The following is a 19,911-nucleotide window of genomic DNA, read 5'->3' on the forward strand; positions in this document are numbered from 1 at the left end:
GAGCGTTCTCGGCACGCGTCACTGAGGCGGTTGTGTGGGAGCGCCGCCGATGAGGAGTGTTCAGTGAGTTCGGAGTGGTCGGGGACCGGTACGTCCGGTAAGGCAGTGCGACCGAAGGGACGTGTCAGGCGTCCGAAACCGGGCCGTAGCCGACCCGCACGGGTTCCTACCTTGCCGGCATTGCTGTCGGCAGCGGTCGAGAAGAATCCGACGGGTACCGCGCTCGTTTTCGGCGAAACGTCGGTTACGTACGAAGAACTCGACGGGCAGTCGTCGAAGTTGGCTCGGCTGTTGATCTCTCACGGCGTCGGACCGGACGACCTGGTGGCGATCGCGCTCGATAGATCCATCGAGTCGGTGGCCTCGGTATGGGCGGTCACGAAGTCCGGCGGAGCCTTCCTGCCGATCGATCTGCGGTATCCGCCCGGGCGGATCGAGCACATGGTGACCGACTCCGGTGTTCGATGGGGACTGACGACGTCCGACCGGGTGGCCGAGCTGCCCGACGGAGTGTCCTGGATCGCACTGGACGGGACCGACGAAATGCGGCAACTCGAGCAGTTGTCGGCAGAGCCGATCGCACCGCAGGACCGTCTGGCTCAGCCGGTTCCCACCAATCTGGCCTATGTGATCTACACGTCCGGGTCGACCGGAAGGCCGAAAGGGGTCGCGGTCACGCACGCCGGACTTGCCCCGCTCGCCGCTACCGTCAACGACACGTTCGAGACCTCCGGTGACTCTCGCACAATGCATTTCGCCTCACCCAGTTTCGACGCCTCCGTGTTGGAACTGCTGATCTCCATCGTGAACGGGTCGATGATGGTGATCGTTCCGTCGGGTGTCTACGGCGGCACGGAATTGACCGAGATCATGGCGAAGCATCGAGTCACTCACGCGATCATCACGCCTGCCGCGCTGACGACCATGGATTCCGGCGACCTTCCCGAACTTCGTGCGCTCGCCGTCGGTGGGGAGACGTTCACCGCGGAGCTGATGGGACGGTGGGCCCGTGGTCGGCAGTTCCACAACGCCTACGGTCCCACCGAAACGACCGTCATCTGCAGTCTGTCCGCCCCGCTCGTCTCCGGCGGAGCGGTCGACATCGGCTCGCCCACACAGAGTATGGCCAGTCATGTGCTCGACGACCGACTCCGGCCGGTTCCGGTGGGCGTGGTGGGGGAGTTGTACATGAGTGGGCCGGGACTGGCCCGCGGCTATCTCGAGCGCATGGGGCTCACCGCACAACGGTTCGTAGCCAATCCCTTTGCAGTAGAGGGTGATCCGTCGCACTCGCGGATGTACCGAACCGGCGACCTGGTTCGGTGGCGACAGGGCGACAGCGGACCTGTGGTGGAGTACGTCGGTCGCAACGACGCGCAGATTCAGCTGCGAGGCTTTCGCATCGAACTCGGGGAGATCGACGCGGTGCTCGCCGCCGTGGACGGGGTCGACTTCGCCGTGACCGTAGGACACCGACGCGATTCCGGTGCAACCGAACTGGTCGGCTACGTCCTGCCGAACACGGGAGTGGATCTCGTCGTCGATGAGGTGCTGGACGCAGCGAAGCGGTACTTGCCTGCGCACATGGTGCCGACGACGCTGACGATACTCGAGTCGATTCCGCTGACACCGGCGGGCAAGCTCGATCGAAGTGCCCTACCGGAACCGGTGTTCGCGGTGCGCGAGTTCCGCGCTCCGACGACTCCGACCGAGATCGTCGTGGCCGACGTCTTCGCCGACTTGCTCGGTGTGGACGAGGTGGGGTCCAACGACGAGTTCTTCTCGCTGGGCGGCAACTCGCTCCTTGCGACGCAGGCCGCTGCGCGCATCGGCGCAGCGCTCGGGCGCCGAGTGCGACCGCGGGCTCTGTTCGACAATGCCACCGTCGAGTCGTTGGCCGCGTCGATCGACGCGGCCGAGGCCGACGCGCTGACCGTACTGGACTCGTCCAGGCCTCGCCCGCATCATGTTCCGCTTTCTCCGGCGCAGCAGCGCATGTGGTTCCTCAACCGGTTCGACACCGCATCGGCGATGAACAACGTGCCGGTGGCTCTGGCTCTGACCGGCGCGCTCGACGTCGATGCGATGCGCGCGGCGATAGACGATGTGATCGCTCGGCACGAGTCGCTGCGCACCGTGTATCCCGAACTCGACGGAACGGGGTTCCAGCAGATTCTCGACGTGTCCGGTGTCGACGTCACCATGGAAGTCGTTCCGGCGTCACGCGAGTCGGCAGCCGAGGCGGTGGGTGAGTTCCTGTCGAGGGGATTCGACGTGACCACGGAGATTCCGTTTCGGGTGCGGCTGTTCGAGATCACGGACCCGGACGGTTCCGAGCCGGAATTCGTGTTGGCTTTCGTCGCCCACCACATCTCCGCCGACGGGCTGTCCATGGGGCCGCTGTCGCGAGATGTGATGACTGCCTACGTGGCTCGTGCGGCGGGAGACGCACCGAACTGGCCTCCGCTGGCTGTGCAGTACGCCGACTACACACTGTGGCAGCGCGAGATGCTCGGTTCCGAGGACGACCCGAATTCGTTGGTGTCCAAACAGATCGCCTTCTGGGAAGCTGCATTGGCAGGCACCCAGGAGCAACTGCAGTTGCCGTGGAATCGACCACGTCCTCGGGTGGCGTCCGGGCGAGGTGGACTGACACGGTTCGCCGTCGAGCCCGAGACGTACGAGCGCATCGTCGAACTGGCGCACAGGCATGACGCGACGCCGTTCATGGTGGTGCACGCGGCGTTGGCGGTTCTGCTTGCGCGGATGTCCGGTTCCCCCGACGTCGCCGTCGGTGCGCCGGTCGGTGGTCGCGGCGATGCCGGTCTCGACGATCTGGTCGGTATGTTCGTCAATACGGTGATCCTGCGGACGCGGGTCGACGGAGATCGATCGATTGCGCAGCTTCTCGACCAGGTGCGGATCTCCGACATGGATGCCTTCGAGAACGCAGAGGTGCCGTTCGAGCGTCTGGTCGAGGTGCTCGATCCGGTGCGATCGCAGAGCCGACACCCCCTGGTGCAGGTTGCACTGTTCTTTCAGAACTTCTCCGAGGGGACGTTCGAGCTTCCCGGGTTGACGGTCTCGCGGTTCGGGGCCGCAGCGTTCTCGGCCAAGTTCGATCTGCAGGTCACGGTCACGGAATCGGCGGGTGGACTCGCCGGCGAACTGCTCTATGCGACCGACCTGTTCGACGAGGGCACCGTCGTTGCCTTCGGGAAACGGCTGGTGGCGTTGCTCGATGCTGTCACCGAGAATCCCGAGGTTCCGATCGGCGACCATGAGATACTGCCGGAGAACGAGCGATACCGAATCCTGCAGCGGTGGAACGACACCCATCACGCGGAGGTGCCCGGTGACGAACTGCTGCTCGACGGATTCGATCGACAGGTCGCCGCGACGCCGGATGCCGTGGCCGTTGTCTTCGGAGACGATGTGCTCACCTATGCCCAGTTCTCGGCTCGGGTGGATGCCGTAGCGCAGCGGTTGCATCAGGACGGCTCCGGTCCCGGCGCTCTCGTCGGGTTGGCCATGAAACGGTCCATCGAGCTGGTCGTCGGGATGTACGCGGTGTTGCGCACCGGTGCGGCCTACGTTCCCCTCGATCCCGATCAACCGATCGAGCGAAACGATCACATTCTGTCCACAGCAGATCCGATGGTCGTACTGTCCACCAGCAGAGACGAATTCGCGACGACCAGTGATGTCTCGGTCCTGCTGATCGACGGGGTGGAGCGGATCGATGCTGTGCCCACGTTCGGACGTCCCCACTCCGCCGATCTCGCCTACGTCCTGTTCACCTCGGGTTCGACGGGCAGGCCCAAAGGTGTCGCGGTCGAGCATCGGGCCATCGTCAACCAGATGGTCTGGATGGCCGAGGAGTACGGACTCGACGAATCGGACGTGTATCTACAGAAAACGGCGACGACGTTCGACGTGTCACTGTGGGGCTTCTTTCTTCCTCTACGGACCGGCGGGCAGTTGATCATCGCGCCGCCGGGTGCGCAGCGCGAGGTCGATGTCGTCGGCAACTTGATCTCCCGACATCGAGTGACCGTGACCGATTTCGTACCGTCGATGTTGACCGTATTCGCGGAATCCGTTGCTGCGGAAGCGATATCTACACTGCGGCACGTATTCGTGATCGGAGAGGCTCTGCCCTCTCGGACGGTAGCGGCCTGCCGCAGCGTGTCGAACGCACGAGTGCACAATCTCTACGGTCCCACCGAGGCGGCCGTGTCGGTGACCTACCGTGATGTCTCCGATGACGCAGCCGACCTCGTTGCCGCGTCCGGCGACGGTTCGGTGTCGATCGGTGTTCCGGAATGGAACACCGCTGTGCGAGTTCTGGATTCGCGATTGAATCCGGTTCCTGCCGGGGTGCCCGGTGAGCTGTATCTGGCGGGTGTGCAGTTGGCCCGTGGTTATGTCGCACGACCGGATCTGACGTCCGAGAGGTTCGTGGCCGATCCGTTCGGTAGCGCCGGTGACCGCATGTACCGAACGGGCGACCTGGTGCAATGGTCGATGCTCGGCGACGGCCGAATCGAGTACATCGGACGTACCGACTTCCAGGTCAAGTTCCGCGGTCAGCGCATCGAGCTCGGGGAGATCGAAACCGCTCTGACATCGTTACCTGGAGTCGGTCAGGCGGTGGTCGTGGTCTCCGGCTCGGTCGCCGGTGACCTTCTCGCTGCGTACCTCGTGCCGGTAGCCGATGCGGTTCTCGACACCGAGGATATTCGCTCCAGGCTCGGCTCGCTGGTTCCGACGTACATGGTGCCGTCGGCTTTTGTTGTTCTGCATTCACTTCCGCTGAATCCGGCGGGCAAGCTCGATCGCCGTGCGCTGCCGGATCCGGTGTTCGAGGCGCGCGAATTCCGTTCTCCTGCCACCGCGGTGGAGGAGGCAGTGGCGTCGGTGTTCGCGGATGTACTGGGCGTCGAGCGAGTCGGGTCGGACGACGATTTCTTTTCGCTGGGCGGAAACTCGCTGTCGGCGATGAAGCTCGTGTCCCGGTTGGGCCGCTCCCTCGGAGGCGTGACGGTGCCGGTGTCGTGGTTGTTCTCCGATTCCTCGGTCGCAGCATTGGCGTCGCGGATCGATGCGGCGCGTCGTTCCGATACTCCGATCGCCGAAGAGACCGGACTGGACACCGTCGTCGAACTGCGTGGGGGAAGCGGCACGCCACTGTTCTGTGTACATCCGATCGTGGGACTGTCCTGGGCGTTCGGCGGATTGGCGCCGTACGTCGACAGCACCCGGCCCCTCTACGGTCTGCAATCTCCGGTGCTGGCCGGCGACCCGATGCCCGCCTCGATCGACGAGTGGGCATCGATCTTCGTCGATCGCATCCGCGAGATTCAGCCCAGCGGGCCCTACCACCTGCTGGGGTGGTCGATGGGCGGCGTCATCGCTCATGCGGTCGCCGTGCAGTTGCGAGGGCTCGGGGAGATGGTGTCGACGCTGGCAATGATGGATTCGTTCGTGCTGTCCCGAACCACACATCTCGTCGAACGGACAGTGACTGCGGGGGAGGTGCTCGGCGGGTTGGGCATCGACTCCGAACACGACTCGGACGTGTCCGAACTGTCCGTCGATTCCGCCATGGCGCTACTCCGCACGATGCCCGCTCCGTTCGATGCGTTGTCCAGAGATCGGGTGCAGGGCATCGTCGACGGAATCGAACGGTCGGCCACGATGCTGCAGGCCCACGAGCCTGAGCGGTTCGACGGTGAGCTGCTCTATTTCGCGTCCGTCGTCGACGACCCGACAGGTGTTGCCGGTGCATCGACGTGGACCGAGTTCGTCGACGGGAAACCGACCGTGACGCAAGTTCATTCGACGCACTGGCAGATGGCGTCGGCGTCGGCGCTCGCCGAGATCGGACCTGTCCTCGACGAATGGATATCTCGCTGACGGAGAGCGGCACCGCCTGCCGTCGTATCGCTGGCAGCTCACATCCGAACGCAACGTCAGTTCGAGGGTAACGAATCCAGCAAAGTACCCGATATCTCGAGTGATGCGTACCGTCGGACGTCAATAGTCCGCCGGGCTGGATCGGGCGAGCGGCGGACGCCCGAGTGTCGTTCGAGTGTGAGGAGCACGACAGTTCATGGGTACCGAGACGTCGGGGACAGCAGGAACGACCGGCGGCGGTAACCCGGTGGAGAACGGTTCGCGAGAGCGGGGCCGGGAAACACGAACCAGGGAGCGGCCGGCACGACGTGAGCGTCCCGTGCGCCGTCGACGCCCCCGCACGCCGCTTCTGCCTCAGCTGCTGGCCTCGGCAGTCGAACTCGGACCCGACTCGGATGCCCTCGTGTTCGACGGCCGAATCTGGACCTACGCCGAGCTCGATGCTCGATCGGCTGCCCTCGCCCGCGTGCTGATCGCGCGTGGCGTCGGTCCCGAGGACTTCGTCGCACTGTCGATTCCGCGCTCCGACCTGTCGGTCATGGCGCTGTGGGCGGTGGCCAAGACCGGCGCGGCATTCGTGCCGATCGATCCGACCTACCCGGCCGACCGGGTGCGGCACATGGTGTCCGACTCCGGCGTGCTGCTGGGGTTGTCCGTCGGCGCGGTGCGCGACGATCTGCCCGCGGAGGTCGAATGGCTGGTGATCGACGACAGTGACATGACTCGGCGTCTCGACGAACTGTCCAGCGAGCCCGTCACGGCGGAGGATCGGGTGCGAGCCCTGGAGCCGACGCATCCGGCATACATGATCTACACCTCCGGATCGACCGGTCTGCCGAAGGGCGTCGTCGTCACTCACGCCGGACTGAGCAACTTCTGCGAGGAGCAGATCGATCGCTACTTGCTGACCGAGCAGTCGCGAGTGCTGCACTTCGCATCACCGAGCTTCGACGCGTCCGTACTCGAACTCCTGATGAGCATCGGCCGGGGTTCGACGATGGTCGTCGCCTCTCCGACGATTCTCGGTGGGGACGATCTGGCTGCGCTCATCCGCGCGCAGAACGTGAGTCACGCCTTCATCACCCCAGCAGCACTGGCGTCGGTGAACCCGGCCGACACGGACACCCTGCACACCGTCGTCGTCGGCGGCGAAGCCTGCCCGCCCGAGCTGGCGAACCGATGGGCACCGGGGCGCCGTTTCTTCAACGGGTACGGGCCGACCGAGACGACGATCATGACCAACATCGGCGGACCGATCGCCGAGAACGAGCGCGTGACGATCGGCGGGCCCATCCGCGGTGTCAGCGCATATGTGCTCGACGCATCCCTGAACCCGGTTCCCGACGGGGTGGCAGGAGAGCTGTACCTGGCCGGGCCGGGACTTGCCCGCGGCTATCACCAGCGACGTGGACTGACCTCGGATCGCTTCCTCGCCTGTCCGTTCGGTGAGGACGGTGCGCGGATGTACCGCACCGGAGACGTCGTGCGCTGGCGGGTGGTCGAGGGTGAGCGAGTGGTCGAATACATCGGCCGCAACGACTTTCAGGTCAAGATTCGCGGCTTCCGCGTCGAACTCGGTGAGATCGACGCCGTTCTGGCGGCCGACGAGAGCGTCGAATTCGCCGTGACGGTCGGCCGCGAGACACCGTCGAAGTCCACCGCCCTCGTCTCGTACGTACTGCCCGCGGCGACGTCGGAATTCGACGAGCGAGCACTTCTTTCGGTTGCGGCACAACATCTTCCGAGACATATGGTTCCGTCGATGATCATCGCACTCGACTCGATCCCGTTGACGCCGGTCGGCAAGCTGGATCGGGCCGCGTTGCCCGCTCCGGTCTTCGCCGCGGCAGAGTTCCGTTCCCCGTCGACGCCCTTCGAAATCACCGTCGCACAGATCTTCGGCGAGCTGCTCGGCATGGATCGGATCGGTGCCGACGACGACTTCTTCGAGCTCGGTGGAAACTCCCTGATCGCAACGCAATTGGCCGCACGTCTCGGCGCTGCGACCGGAACCCGAGTGCCGGCACGCACCGTCTTCGAGTTCTCGACGGTGCAATCCCTCGCCGCCCGCGTGGAGATTGCCTCGTCCGAGGGCGACAACGCCGCAAGCCGACCGCAGCCGATGTTGGCGAAAAGGGAGCGGCCCGAGCGGATCCCGCTGTCGTTGGCTCAGCGGCGGATGTGGTTCCTCAACCGCTTCGACACCGCGTCGGGAGCGAACAACATTCCGGCCGCCATCGAACTGCGCGGAATTCTCGACGTCTCGGCGCTGTCCTCCGCGATCGACGATGTCGTCGATCGTCACGAATCGCTGCGCACGTACTACCCCGAGGTCGACGGGATCGGGTACCAGATGGTGCGGGACGCGGTCGAGAGTGGAGTCACGCTCGAGGTCGAAACGATCGGGGCCGATGCGGTCGCGCGTCGGGTTCAGGAGCTGGCTTTCGCGGGCTTCGATGTGACCCAGCAGGTCCCGGTGCGGTTGCACCTGTTGCATCTGGGCACCGATCACTACGTTTTCGTGCTGGTGGCCCACCACATCACCGCCGACGGCTCGTCCGTTGCACCGATGGTGCGAGACATCATGACCGCCTACGCCGCTCGCAGCGCGGGGACTGCACCCGGCTGGGAACCACTGGCAGTGCAGTATGCCGATTACACGCTGTGGCAGCACGAGGTGCTCGGATCCGACGACGATCCCGACTCCGTTGCGCATCAGCAGATTTCGTTCTGGAAAGACAACCTCGAGGGGTTGCCCGATCAGCTCGACCTGCCGACCGACCGTAGCCGTCCACTCGATCCGAGCGGAGTCGGTCGGGTACTCGGATTCGACATCGACGCGGCGTCGACGGCGGCGATCGGGCGTCTGGCCCGCGAGCACGGGGCCACGCCGTTCATGGTGGTACACACCGCCTTCGCGGTGCTGCTCGCCCGCTTGTCCGATTCCACGGACGTCGTCGTCGGATCGCCGATCGCCGGTCGAGGTGAGCAGGCGCTCGACGACGTGATCGGAATGTTCGTCAACACCCTCGTTCTGCGTACCGCCGTCGACGCGTCGCGCACATTCTCGGACCTGCTTTCCCAGGTTCGCGAAGCCGATCTGCAGGCGTTCGCGCACGCGGACCTTCCGTTCGAGCGTTTGGTCGAGGTGCTCGACCCCGTTCGCTCCGGCGACCGCCACCCGCTGTTCCAGGTGGCTCTGTTCTTCCAGAACCAGCCCACAGGCACACTAGAGCTGCCGGAGCTGACGGTGTCCCCGCTGGACTTCGGTGAGGTGGTCGCGAAGTTCGACCTGCAACTGGTCCTGGAGGATCGCGCCGCCGGTACCGAGGAGCACGCGCTCGCGGGCACGTTCACCTATGCGGCGGATCTGTTCGACGAGGCGACGGTACGTGGAATCGCCCACCGCTTCGTCCTGCTGCTCGCTCGACTCGTCGATGCGCCGACACTTCCGGTCGGCGATGTGGATCTGCTCGACGCCGCCGAGCGGGCACTGTCCACCCAACATGCCGCCGTCGATGCAGTCGCGGTGCCGGACCGGTCGATCCTGGACGCCTACGTGCGGCAGGTATCCGCGACACCCGATTCGCCGGCGGTGACGTTCGAGGACGTCACGCTGACCTACGCGGAGTTCGACCACCGAGTCAATGCGCTTGCGCGGCATCTGATCTCGCGCGGTGTCGGCCCCGAGGTGCTCGTCGCCGTGTCCATCAGGCGCTCGATCGACCTGCTGGTGGCGATCTACGCCGTGGTTCGAGCGGGCGGCGCCTACGTGCCGATCGATCCTGATCTCCCGAGCGAACGCCGAGCCCACATCCTCGGCACGGCGGCGCCGTTGTGTCTGCTCACCAGCGCCGCCGACATCGAACCCGACGAGACCAGCGGGCACGAGACGGTGCCGGAATCCATCGCGATCGACACCCTCGACCCGGCGCTCGACGGTTCTCCGCTCCGCGCGAACGAGCTGCGCCCCCTGCACACAGCCAGTCCCGCCTATGTCATCTTCACCTCCGGCTCGACCGGAAACCCCAAGGGCGTCGCGGTGTCCCACCGCGCGGTCGAGAACCAGCTGGCGTGGATGACGGCACAGTACGACGTGGCGGACACCGACGTCTATTTCCAGAAGACCGCAACCACCTTCGATGTGTCGGTGTGGGGCTTCTTCTTGCCGTTGCGTACCGGGGGCCGCATCGTTCTCGCGACGCCGGACGGGCATCGCGATCCCGAGTACATCTCGGCCTCGATCGCCCGGCACGGGGTGACACTCACGGACTTCGTGCCGTCGATGCTCACCGTGTTCGCTGCGCACGCACGCGCCGCCGAATGCGCCACGCTGCGTGACATCTTCGTCATCGGTGAGGCGTTGCCGCCGGAGACCGTGACCGATTTCGGTCGCGTCAGCACTGCTCGCGTCCACAATCTCTACGGGCCTACCGAGGCCGCGGTATCGGTGACTCAGCATCGCGCGGAGCCGGATTCGCGTGGCTCGATACCCATCGGTGTCGCCGAATGGAACGTCGGCGCACTGGTACTCGACCGACGCCTTCACCCTGTGCCGGCAGGTGTGCAGGGCGAGCTGTATCTGGTCGGCGACCAACTCGCTCGGGGCTACGTCGCCCGCCCGGATCTGACATCGGACCGGTTCGTCGCCGACGTCAGCGGTTCCGGCACTCGGATGTATCGCACCGGCGACCTGGTTCGCCGTCGACCCGACGGCGTGCTCGACTACATCGGGCGCAGCGATTTCCAGGTGAAGTTCCGCGGCCAGCGCATCGAACTCGGCGACATCGAATCTGCGTTGCTCACCTCTGCCGATGTCAACCAGGCCGTGGTGCTGGTGGTGCCGACGGCCACCGGTGATCAGCTCGTGGCCTACGTGGTGCCGACGGTCGGTGCCGCACTCGATCGTGCATCTGTGTCCGAGTTCGCCAAGAACTTGTTGCCCGCGTACATGATTCCGAGTGCCGTCGTTGTCCTCGGCGAACTGCCGTTGAACTCGAGCGGCAAGTTGGACCGTCGCGCACTACCGTCCCCGTCGATCGATACCCGGCAGTACCGCGCACCGTCGACACCGGTGGAGGAAATCGTCGCGGCATCGTTCGGCGATGTTCTCGGCGTCGAGCGCGTCGGACTCGACGACGACTTCTTCGATCTGGGCGGGAACTCTCTCATCGCCACCCGTCTCGTCGCTCGGGTGGGGGTTGCCGCCGGATGGCGCGTTCCGGTTCGAGCGCTGTTCGAGGCCTCCACTGTCGCCGCCTTCGCTGCGGCGGTCTCGGCGTTGTCGTCCGAACGATCCGTTCCGAGGCTCGCGCCGGTCGAGCGTCCGGCGGAGATTCCGCTGTCGTACGCACAGCAGCGGATGTGGTTCCTCAACCAGTTCGACACCACCTCGGCCGCCGACAATCTGCCGTTGGCGATTTCGCTGACCGGTGATCTGGATGTGGCTGCGCTACAGGGTGCGGTATCCGACATCGTGCATCGACACGAGTCGCTGCGGACGCTGTATCCCGAAACCGACGGTCGAGCACGGCAATCGGTGGTGACCGACGGCATCGAGGTGCCCGATCTCACGCCCATCGCCGTCGCGCCGAACGAACTCGTCGCGGTTCTGACCGACGCCATGAGCATGCCGTTCGATGTGACGATCCAGGTACCGCTGAGAGCGTGGCTCTATCGGCTGGGTAAGCGCGAGCACGTACTGGCCGTGGTGGTGCACCACATCAGCGGTGACGCATTCTCGATGGGGCCGCTCGCGCGGGATCTTGCGGTGGCGTATTCGGCTCGCACGGCGGGATCCGCCCCGGGCTGGTCGGATCTGGCCGTGCAGTACGCGGACTACACCCTGTGGCAGCGTCGCGTACTGGGCGAGGAGACCGACCCGGAGTCGGTGCTCTCGAAGCAGTTGGACTTCTGGACTCGGACGCTGGCCGGAATTCCCGATCGAGTGGATCTACCCACGGACCGACCTCGTCCACCGGTGATCAGCAACAGGGGAGCGGCGGCTCGTTTCGAGATCGACGCCTCCCTGCACGCCTCCCTCGGCCGGGTCGCACGCGAGAGTGGTTCGACGCTGTTCATGGTGGTCCACGCAGCGCTCGCCGTGCTGTTGGCACGATTGGCAGCCACCGACGACGTCGTGATCGGTACGCCGATCGCAGGCCGCGGGGACGCCGCCCTCGACGACCTCGTCGGGATGTTCGTCAACACGCTCGTGCTGCGGACCGACGTGCAGCCGAGCAGCCGGTTCGCGACCGTTCTGAACACCGTGCGGCACGCGGACCTCGAGGCCTTCGCGCACGCCGATGTGCCGTTCGAGCGTCTGGTGGAACAGCTGAACCCCGAACGTTCGCAGTCCCGGCATCCCCTGTTCCAGATTGCGCTCTCGTTCCAGAACCCGGCTACGAGTTCTCTGACGCTGCCCGAACTGACGATCGCCGGTGTCGACATCGAGGACACGAGCGCAAAGTTCGACATGCAGTTCACGCTGTCCGAACAAGCCCGACCCGACGGCACCGCCGACGGCATGGCAGGCGTGATCACCTACGCCACAGACTTGTTCGATGCCGACACCGTCGACGAGATCTCGGCGCGGCTCGTACGGGTGCTGGCCGCCGTTGCGGCCGATCCCGAGACGGTGGTGGGAGATATCGAGTTGTCGGCACCCAGCGAGGTGCAGGATCTGCTGCGCGGGCCGGTGGGAACCGTCGCCCCACGAACCCTCGCGGATCTGATGGCCGATGCCGTCGCGGCGAACCCGGACGGAACTGCGCTGGCGCAGGGCAGCAACCAGGTGACCTATCGCGAGCTCGACGAGACGTCCGCCGCGATCGCGGAGATTCTGCGGGGTCGCGGTGTCGGACCGGGCACCACGGTGGCTGTCGCCACCCGCCGCGGCATCTCGTCGGTGACCGCGGTGTGGGCTGTGACTGCATCCGGCGCGGCCTTCGTGCCCGTCGATCCCGACTACCCGGACGATCGAGTTCGCTTCATGCTCAGCGACTCCGGCGTACGGATCGGGCTGACGACATCGGATGTCGTCGAGTCACTGCCGACCGAGGTGGACTGGATCGTCGTCGATGCCGTCGTGCAGTCGAATACGACAGTGGTGCAGCCTGATTCGATCGACCGTGCGAAGGCCGACGACGCCGCGTACGTGATCTACACCTCCGGCTCCACCGGAAAGCCCAAGGGCGTGGTCGTCACGCATCGCGGCTTGGCCAACTTCGCGGCCGAGCAGAGAGCGCGATACAGGCTGACAGAGCAATCCCGCGCGTTGCACTTCGCGTCGCCCAGTTTCGACGCGTCGGTTCTCGAACTGCTTCTCGCGGTTGCCTCCGCGTCCACCCTGGTGATCGCGCCACCGCGCACATACGGCGGCGGCGAGCTGGAGGCACTGATCACGCGGGAGTCGGTAACGCACACGTTCCTGACTCCGACGGTTCTGGCCTCGATCGATCCCGACGCGGTGACCGGTCTCGAGGTCGTGATCGCAGGCGGCGAGCAGTGCTCGCCGGAGCTGGTGCAGCGCTGGTCCACTCACGTTCGGTTCTTCAACGGCTACGGCCCGACCGAGACCACCATCATGACCAACATCAGCGACGCTCTGAGCCCCGGCGACCTGTTGTCGATCGGCGGGCCCATCCGGGGAATGGCGTCGTACGTCCTGGATTCGCGCCTGCGTCCGGTACCGCTCGGCGTCACCGGCGAGCTCTACCTCGCCGGTGTGCAGCTCTCTCGGGGATACCTTCGGCGGCACGGGCTGACGGCCGAGCGTTTCGTCGCGAATCCGTTCGGCGACGCCGGAGACCGGATGTACCGAACGGGTGACGTCGTACGCTGGCGAAAGAGCAACGGCAGCAACGTGATCGAGTACGTGGGCCGCTCGGACTTCCAGGTCAAGATCCGCGGATTCCGCATCGAGCTCGGTGAGATCGACTCCGTCGTCGCGACCTACCCTGGCGTCGACTTCGTGGCCACCCTCGGGCGGACGCTTGCCTCCGGCGGCACCGCCCTCGTGTCCTACGTGCGCTTGCAGCCGGGAGCTCACATCGATGCCGCCGACGTTCGTGAGCACGTCGGGAAATCGCTTCCTGCACACATGGTGCCCTCGGCCGTCGTCGTGGTGGACGAAGTGCCGCTGACCCCGGTGGGCAAACTCGACCGAAACGCGTTGCCGGAACCGGTGTTCGAGACCACTGCAGGTCGCGAACCGACCACCGACACCGAGCGCGCCCTGAGCGAGGTGTTCGCGGAGGTACTCGGTGTCGACACCGTGGGCGTGGACGACTCGTTCTTCGCCCTCGGCGGTGACAGCATCGTGTCCATCCAGCTGGTCTCGCGCGCCCGGGCTCGCGGCCTGAACTTCGGACCGCGGGACGTGTTCGAGCTCAGAACCGTTGCCGCACTGGCCGAGATCGTGGAATCCGGTGCCGCCGAGGTACTCGAGGAACTTCCCGGCGGCGGAGTGGGGACGATTCCGCTGACCCCGGCCGTCGGCTTCATGGTCGAGCGCGCCGGTGGCTTCGATCGGTTCACCCAGAACCTCGCTCTCGAGCTCCCTGCCGGCATCACCGAGAGCCAGATAGTCGCCACCCTCACCGCCGTGATCGATCGCCACGACATGTTGCGTGCGGTGCTGCAACGCGACGTCGACGGTGCGTGGGTGTTGCGCACGCGCGAGCAGGGCGGTGTCGATGTCGCGGCGGCCGTCACGCGCACGGCCGTCGATCCGGCCCTTGATGACGATGGTCGTCTGACCCTCGCTGCGTCGGCACTCGAGGGTGCGCTGAGTCGTCTGGACCCAGCGGCCGGACGAGTCGTCGAGTTCGCGTGGCTCGATCCGACGTCACCCTCCGGAGAACGAACCGACGTCACGGGCAGGCTCATCGTCGCGGCCCACCACCTCGTCGTCGACGGCGTGTCCTGGCGCATCATCGTTCCCGATCTGATTTCTGCCTGGCTGCAGGTGTCTGCGGGGTCGGTACCGACACTCGATGCGGTCGGCACGTCGTTCCGGCGGTGGGCGCACGCGCTGGTCGACAATGCGAGTTCCGACAATCGTCGAGCCGAATTGCCCTACTGGACTTCGGTTCTGGACCGGATCGAGCTGCCCGTCGGTACGCGCCACTTCGACCCCGCGGTGGACTTGGCATCGACTGTGCGCAAGGTGCGCATCGAGGTGGACGAAGCCACGACCGAGGCCGTGACGACGGCGATCCCGACTGCCTTCAACGCCGGTGTGGACGATGTTCTCCTCGCCGCGCTCTCGCTCGCGGTGGCCCGCTGGCGTGACGAGCGGGGTGTGCAGTCTTCGTCGGTTCTGATCAGACTCGAGGGTCACGGGCGCGAGGAGTCGCTGGCCCCAGGGGCCGATCTGTCCCGTACGGTCGGCTGGTTCACCGGCATCTACCCCGTTCGACTCGAACTCGAGACCATCGACGTGGGCGACGCCTACTCGGGTGGCATCGCTGCCGGTGCCGTCGTGAAGTCGGTCAAGGAGCAGCTGCGATCGATTCCGGACAAGGGGCTGGGCTACGGATTGCTGCGGTACATGGGCGACCCGGCGTTCGCACCACCCTCGGCAGCGCACGCGCAGATCAGCTTCAACTACCTGGGCCGAGTGTCGGCGGCCGACATACCCGAGGGCATGGAGAAGGTCGGGTGGATTCCGGCCGGCGACCTCGGTGACCTCACCGGGACGCCGGACGTGGACGCCCCCGCGATGGCTCCGATCGACATCAACGCCGTTGTGGTCGGTGGACGCCTCACCGCAGACTTCGGCTTCCCGACGACCCTGTTGTCGGAGTCGGACGTTCGCGCCTTGGCCGAGCACTGGCGAGATGCGCTGACGTCCATCGTCGAGCACGGCCGACACGACGGTGCCGGAGGTCTGACCCCGTCGGATCTGCCGCTCGTGCAGCTGACTCAGCGCGACATCGAGCGGGTAGAGGCACAGCTGCCGTCGGTGCGCGACATCTGGCCGCTGTCGCCGCTGCAGAACGGACTGCTGTTCCACGCGTCGATCTCCGAGGCCACGACCGACGTGTACACCACGCAGATCCAGCTGCACCTCGGCGGCGACGTCGACGCGGAGAGGCTGCACGGAGCGGCGGATCGGATTCTCGAACGGTATTCCAACCTGCGCACCGCATACCTGCGCGACGAGACCGGCAATGCCGTACAGGTCGTCGTCGAGTCGGTTCGCGTGCCGTGGCGAACCATCGATCTCACTGTTGCCGAACATGATTCGACGTCTGCGGACGAGTTGCTGACCACTGAACAGGCGCTCGGATTCGATATGACCGCGCCGCCGCTGATCAGGTTCCTGTTGATCCGCACGGCCGCCGATCGGTGGACGCTCGGCGTGACCAGCCACCACATTCTGCTCGACGGCTGGTCGATGCCCATCTTGATGAAGGATCTCCTGGTCCTGTACGCGACCCGTGGTGAGACATCCGTTCTGCCGAGGGTCCGTCCATACCGCAATTTCCTCGCGTGGCTGTCCACGCGTGACCTCGACGACTCGCTGGACGCGTGGCGACGGGCGTTCGCAGGACTGGACGACCCGACGCTGATCTCGCAGCACGGCTCCGCGGATTCCGACTCTCCTGCTATCGCCGAGAAGAGATTCGTCCTCAGCGGTGCGGACGCCGCTCGGTTGTCGGACCGCGCGTCGGAACTGGGCGTCACGATGAACACTCTGGTTCAGGTGGCGTGGGGAGTTCTGCTCTCGCGCTTGCTGACTCGCGACGATGTCGTGTTCGGAACCACGGTGTCCGGTCGTCCGGCCGAGCTCGACGGCATCGAATCGATGGTCGGTCTGTTCATCAACACCGTTCCGGTCCGATTCACCCAGGACGCGAACTCGAGCATCGAGGATCTGGTGCACCGCACGCAGAGGGAGCAGGCGGAACTTCTCGATCATCATTACGTGGGTCTGACCGACATCCAGCAGGCGGTCGGCTCGGGAGCGGTGTTCGACACCCTGGTGGTGTTCGAGTCGTACCCGATCGACAAGTCGGGTTTGTCCGCGGCGAGCTCGATCGACGGGATGAGCGTCCTCGGTGTCGACACCAAGGACGCAACTCACTACCCGTTGACCCTGGTGGTCGTAGCCGACGCCGAGATCACCTTCACGCTGAAGTATCGGGCCGATCTGGTCGACGCCGACGCCGCGGAATCGATGACGACGAGATTTGCTCGGGTACTGGACTCCGTCGCCGACGGATCGAACGGAGCCGACAAGGCAGGTTCCGTCGACATCCTCGACGGTGCCGAGCGGGCGCAGGTGCTGCAGACCTGGAACGGTGTGACGGAAACCGTTGCAGCCGAGCTCGATTCCGAGGCGGAGGACGAGTCGCTGATCTCCCTGTTCGAGAAGCAGGTATCGGCCGCACCCGACGCTGTCGCCGTGGTCTTCGGTGACGAACGCGTGACCTACCGCGAGCTCGACGTACGAGCCGAGAAGCTGGTCGGCACGCTCGTGGACGCCGGTGCGGGACGGGAAACCTTGGTTGCCATAGCGCTTCCCCGCGGTATCGAGCTGATCGTCGGCTTGCTGGCCGTGCTGAAGTCCGGTGCCGGCTACCTCCCCGTCGACACGTCGCTGCCGCTCGACCGGGCGCGTTTCATGATCGAGGATGCACGTCCGACGTGTGTACTGACGGACCGCGACGGCGGGGCGTCGTACGCCGAATTCGGTGTGCCGGTCATCGCGTGGGAGGGTGCGGGTGCGACCGAGCAGGGTTCGGTGACCCGAACCGATACGGCGCGCAGTGGTGCCGATCTCGCGTACGTCATCTACACCTCCGGGTCCACCGGCACGCCGAAGGGCGTTGCGATACCCAACGAGAACGTCGTGAGGCTGTTCCGCAACACCGATCGGATATTCGACTTCGGACCGAGTGACGTGTGGACGATGTTCCACTCGTTCGCGTTCGACTTCTCCGTGTGGGAGATCTGGGGACCGTTGCTGCACGGCGGCACTCTGGTGGTGGTGGATCATGCCACGTCCCGGTCGCCTCGGGAGTTCGTCGAGCTCGTGGCGCGCGAGGGCGTGACGATGCTCAGCCAGACGCCATCGGCGTTCTATCAGTTCGTCGACGCCGAGCGGGTCGCGTCCTCGTCTCCGACGTCGTTGCGGCACATCGTGTTCGGCGGCGAGGCCCTCGATCCGAGCAAGCTCACCGGATGGTTCGACGCGCACGGAGTCGATGCGCCGCTGCTGAGCAACATGTACGGGATCACCGAGACCACGGTGCACGTGACACATCACGAGGTCCGTGGTGTCGACGAGAGCGTCCGACACCCGATCGGTACCGCGATCGACGGCCTCGGGACGTACGTCCTCGATCAAGGTCTGCGCCCGGTCCCCGTCGGAGTGGTGGGCGAGGTCTACGTCTTCGGTGTGCAGCTCGCGCGCGGGTACCTCGGACGTGCAGGACTGACGGTGGGACGCTTCGTCGCGAATCCGTTCCAGGGCGGCGGCGCGCGTATGTACCGCACCGGCGACCTGGCGCAGTGGACGCCGCAGGGCGCCCTCGACTACGTCGGCCGGGCGGACTCGCAGGTGCAGTTGCGAGGCTTCAGGATCGAGCTCGGCGAGGTCGAAGCAGCGCTTCGGTCCGCACCCGGTGTGGCGCAGGCTGTCGCCATCGTCCGCGAGGACGAGCACCTCGGATCCCGGCTCGTCGGATACGTGGTGCCCGACAACGGGTCCGTGGATCTCGATCATGTGCGCGGGCACGCGGCGCGGAGCCTGGCGTCGTACATGGTTCCCGACGCCCTGATGGTCCTCGAGTCGTTGCCGTTGACGGTCAACGGCAAGCTCGATCGTCGCGCACTACCGGACCCGCAGGTGCGCCGGATCGAGTTTCGTGCGCCGACAACAGATCTCGAAGCCGATGTGGCTGCCTCGGTGGCCGACGTGCTCGGGCTCGACGACGTCGGGCTCGACGACAGATTCTTCGAGCTGGGCGGTAATTCGTTGCTCGCTGCGAAGCTCGCGGCTCGGATCCGATCGCGGTGCGGGTCGGCGGTGCAGGTGCAGTGGGTCTTGACCGAGCCCACCGTCGAGCTGCTCGCGCGTCGGATCCACGAGGCGGCGGGTTCGGCGGCGGGCGGTGCTGCCGCAGATTCGCTGGCGGCGATACTTCCCATCCGAGCCGGTGGCGACCGTGCGGCGTTGTTCTGTATTCATCCGATGATCGGGCTGGCGTGGAACTATGCCGCGTTGGCCGAGACCACTGCACCGGGACGCCCCATCTACGGCGTGCAGCTTCCGCAGTTGCGCGACGCATCGGACTCGATGCGCACCATGGTGGAGCAGGCCGAGCTGTACGCACGGGAGATCGTTCGCGTGCAGCCGACCGGACCCATCCATCTTCTGGGGTGGTCCTTCGGTGGCGTCCTTGCTCACGCGGTCGCTGTTGCACTGCGAGCTGCAGGTCACGAAGTCGGCGTCGTAGCGATGCTCGACAGTCTCCCCACCGTCGACGAGGCGGTGTTCGCCGAAGAGTTCGCGGACAATCTGCGCGCGCTCGGGATCGGTGGGGCGGGGGAGTTCACCGACTTGCGCAGCGAGGCCACTCGCCGGCAGGTCGTCGATCTCGTGCTGGCCGAACTGGACATGTTCGACGAGTCACAGGTGTCGACGCTGTACGAGGACGCTCTCGCGAGCGCGACGAAGATCAACGGCTACTCGCCGGTGGCACTCGAGGGAGATCTGCTGTTCTTCTCTGCAGCTCGAGATCACCCGTCCGCAGGCGATGCGGCGCTGCTCTGGTCGCCGTACGTGGGCGGGACCATCGAGAACGTCGATGTCGAGACCACGCACGCGAACATGACTTCAGCGGAGTCGCTGGTGGTGGTCGGGCGGGCACTCGACACAGCGATGGACGCCGCCGAAGGGTGAATGTCGGTCGAGCCGGAGGCCGTGATGGGCGGCCCCGGAGTCGACCAGCGCCGTAGGACCGCTCGGTCCGAGAGACC

General features: G+C 65.8%; 2 protein-coding genes. Both read left to right on the forward strand.

Annotated elements, in window-relative coordinates; genetic code table 11:
* Positions 1–63 precede the first annotated feature (63 nt).
* A complete protein-coding gene (locus ACQR3T_RS03010; protein ID WP_428692498.1) occupies positions 64–5,919 on the forward strand; it encodes an amino acid adenylation domain-containing protein in 5,856 nt (1,951 codons plus the stop codon).
* Positions 5,920–6,115: 196 nt separating this feature from the next.
* Complete coding sequence (locus ACQR3T_RS03015; RefSeq protein ID WP_428692499.1) at positions 6,116–19,834, forward strand: amino acid adenylation domain-containing protein; 13,719 nt, start codon at positions 6,116–6,118, stop codon at positions 19,832–19,834.
* The last annotated feature ends 77 nt before the right edge of the window (positions 19,835–19,911 follow it).

Origin of the sequence: Rhodococcus sp. IEGM1428 (genome assembly GCF_050321865.1) — a bacterium.
Lineage (GTDB): Bacteria > Actinomycetota > Actinomycetes > Mycobacteriales > Mycobacteriaceae > Rhodococcoides.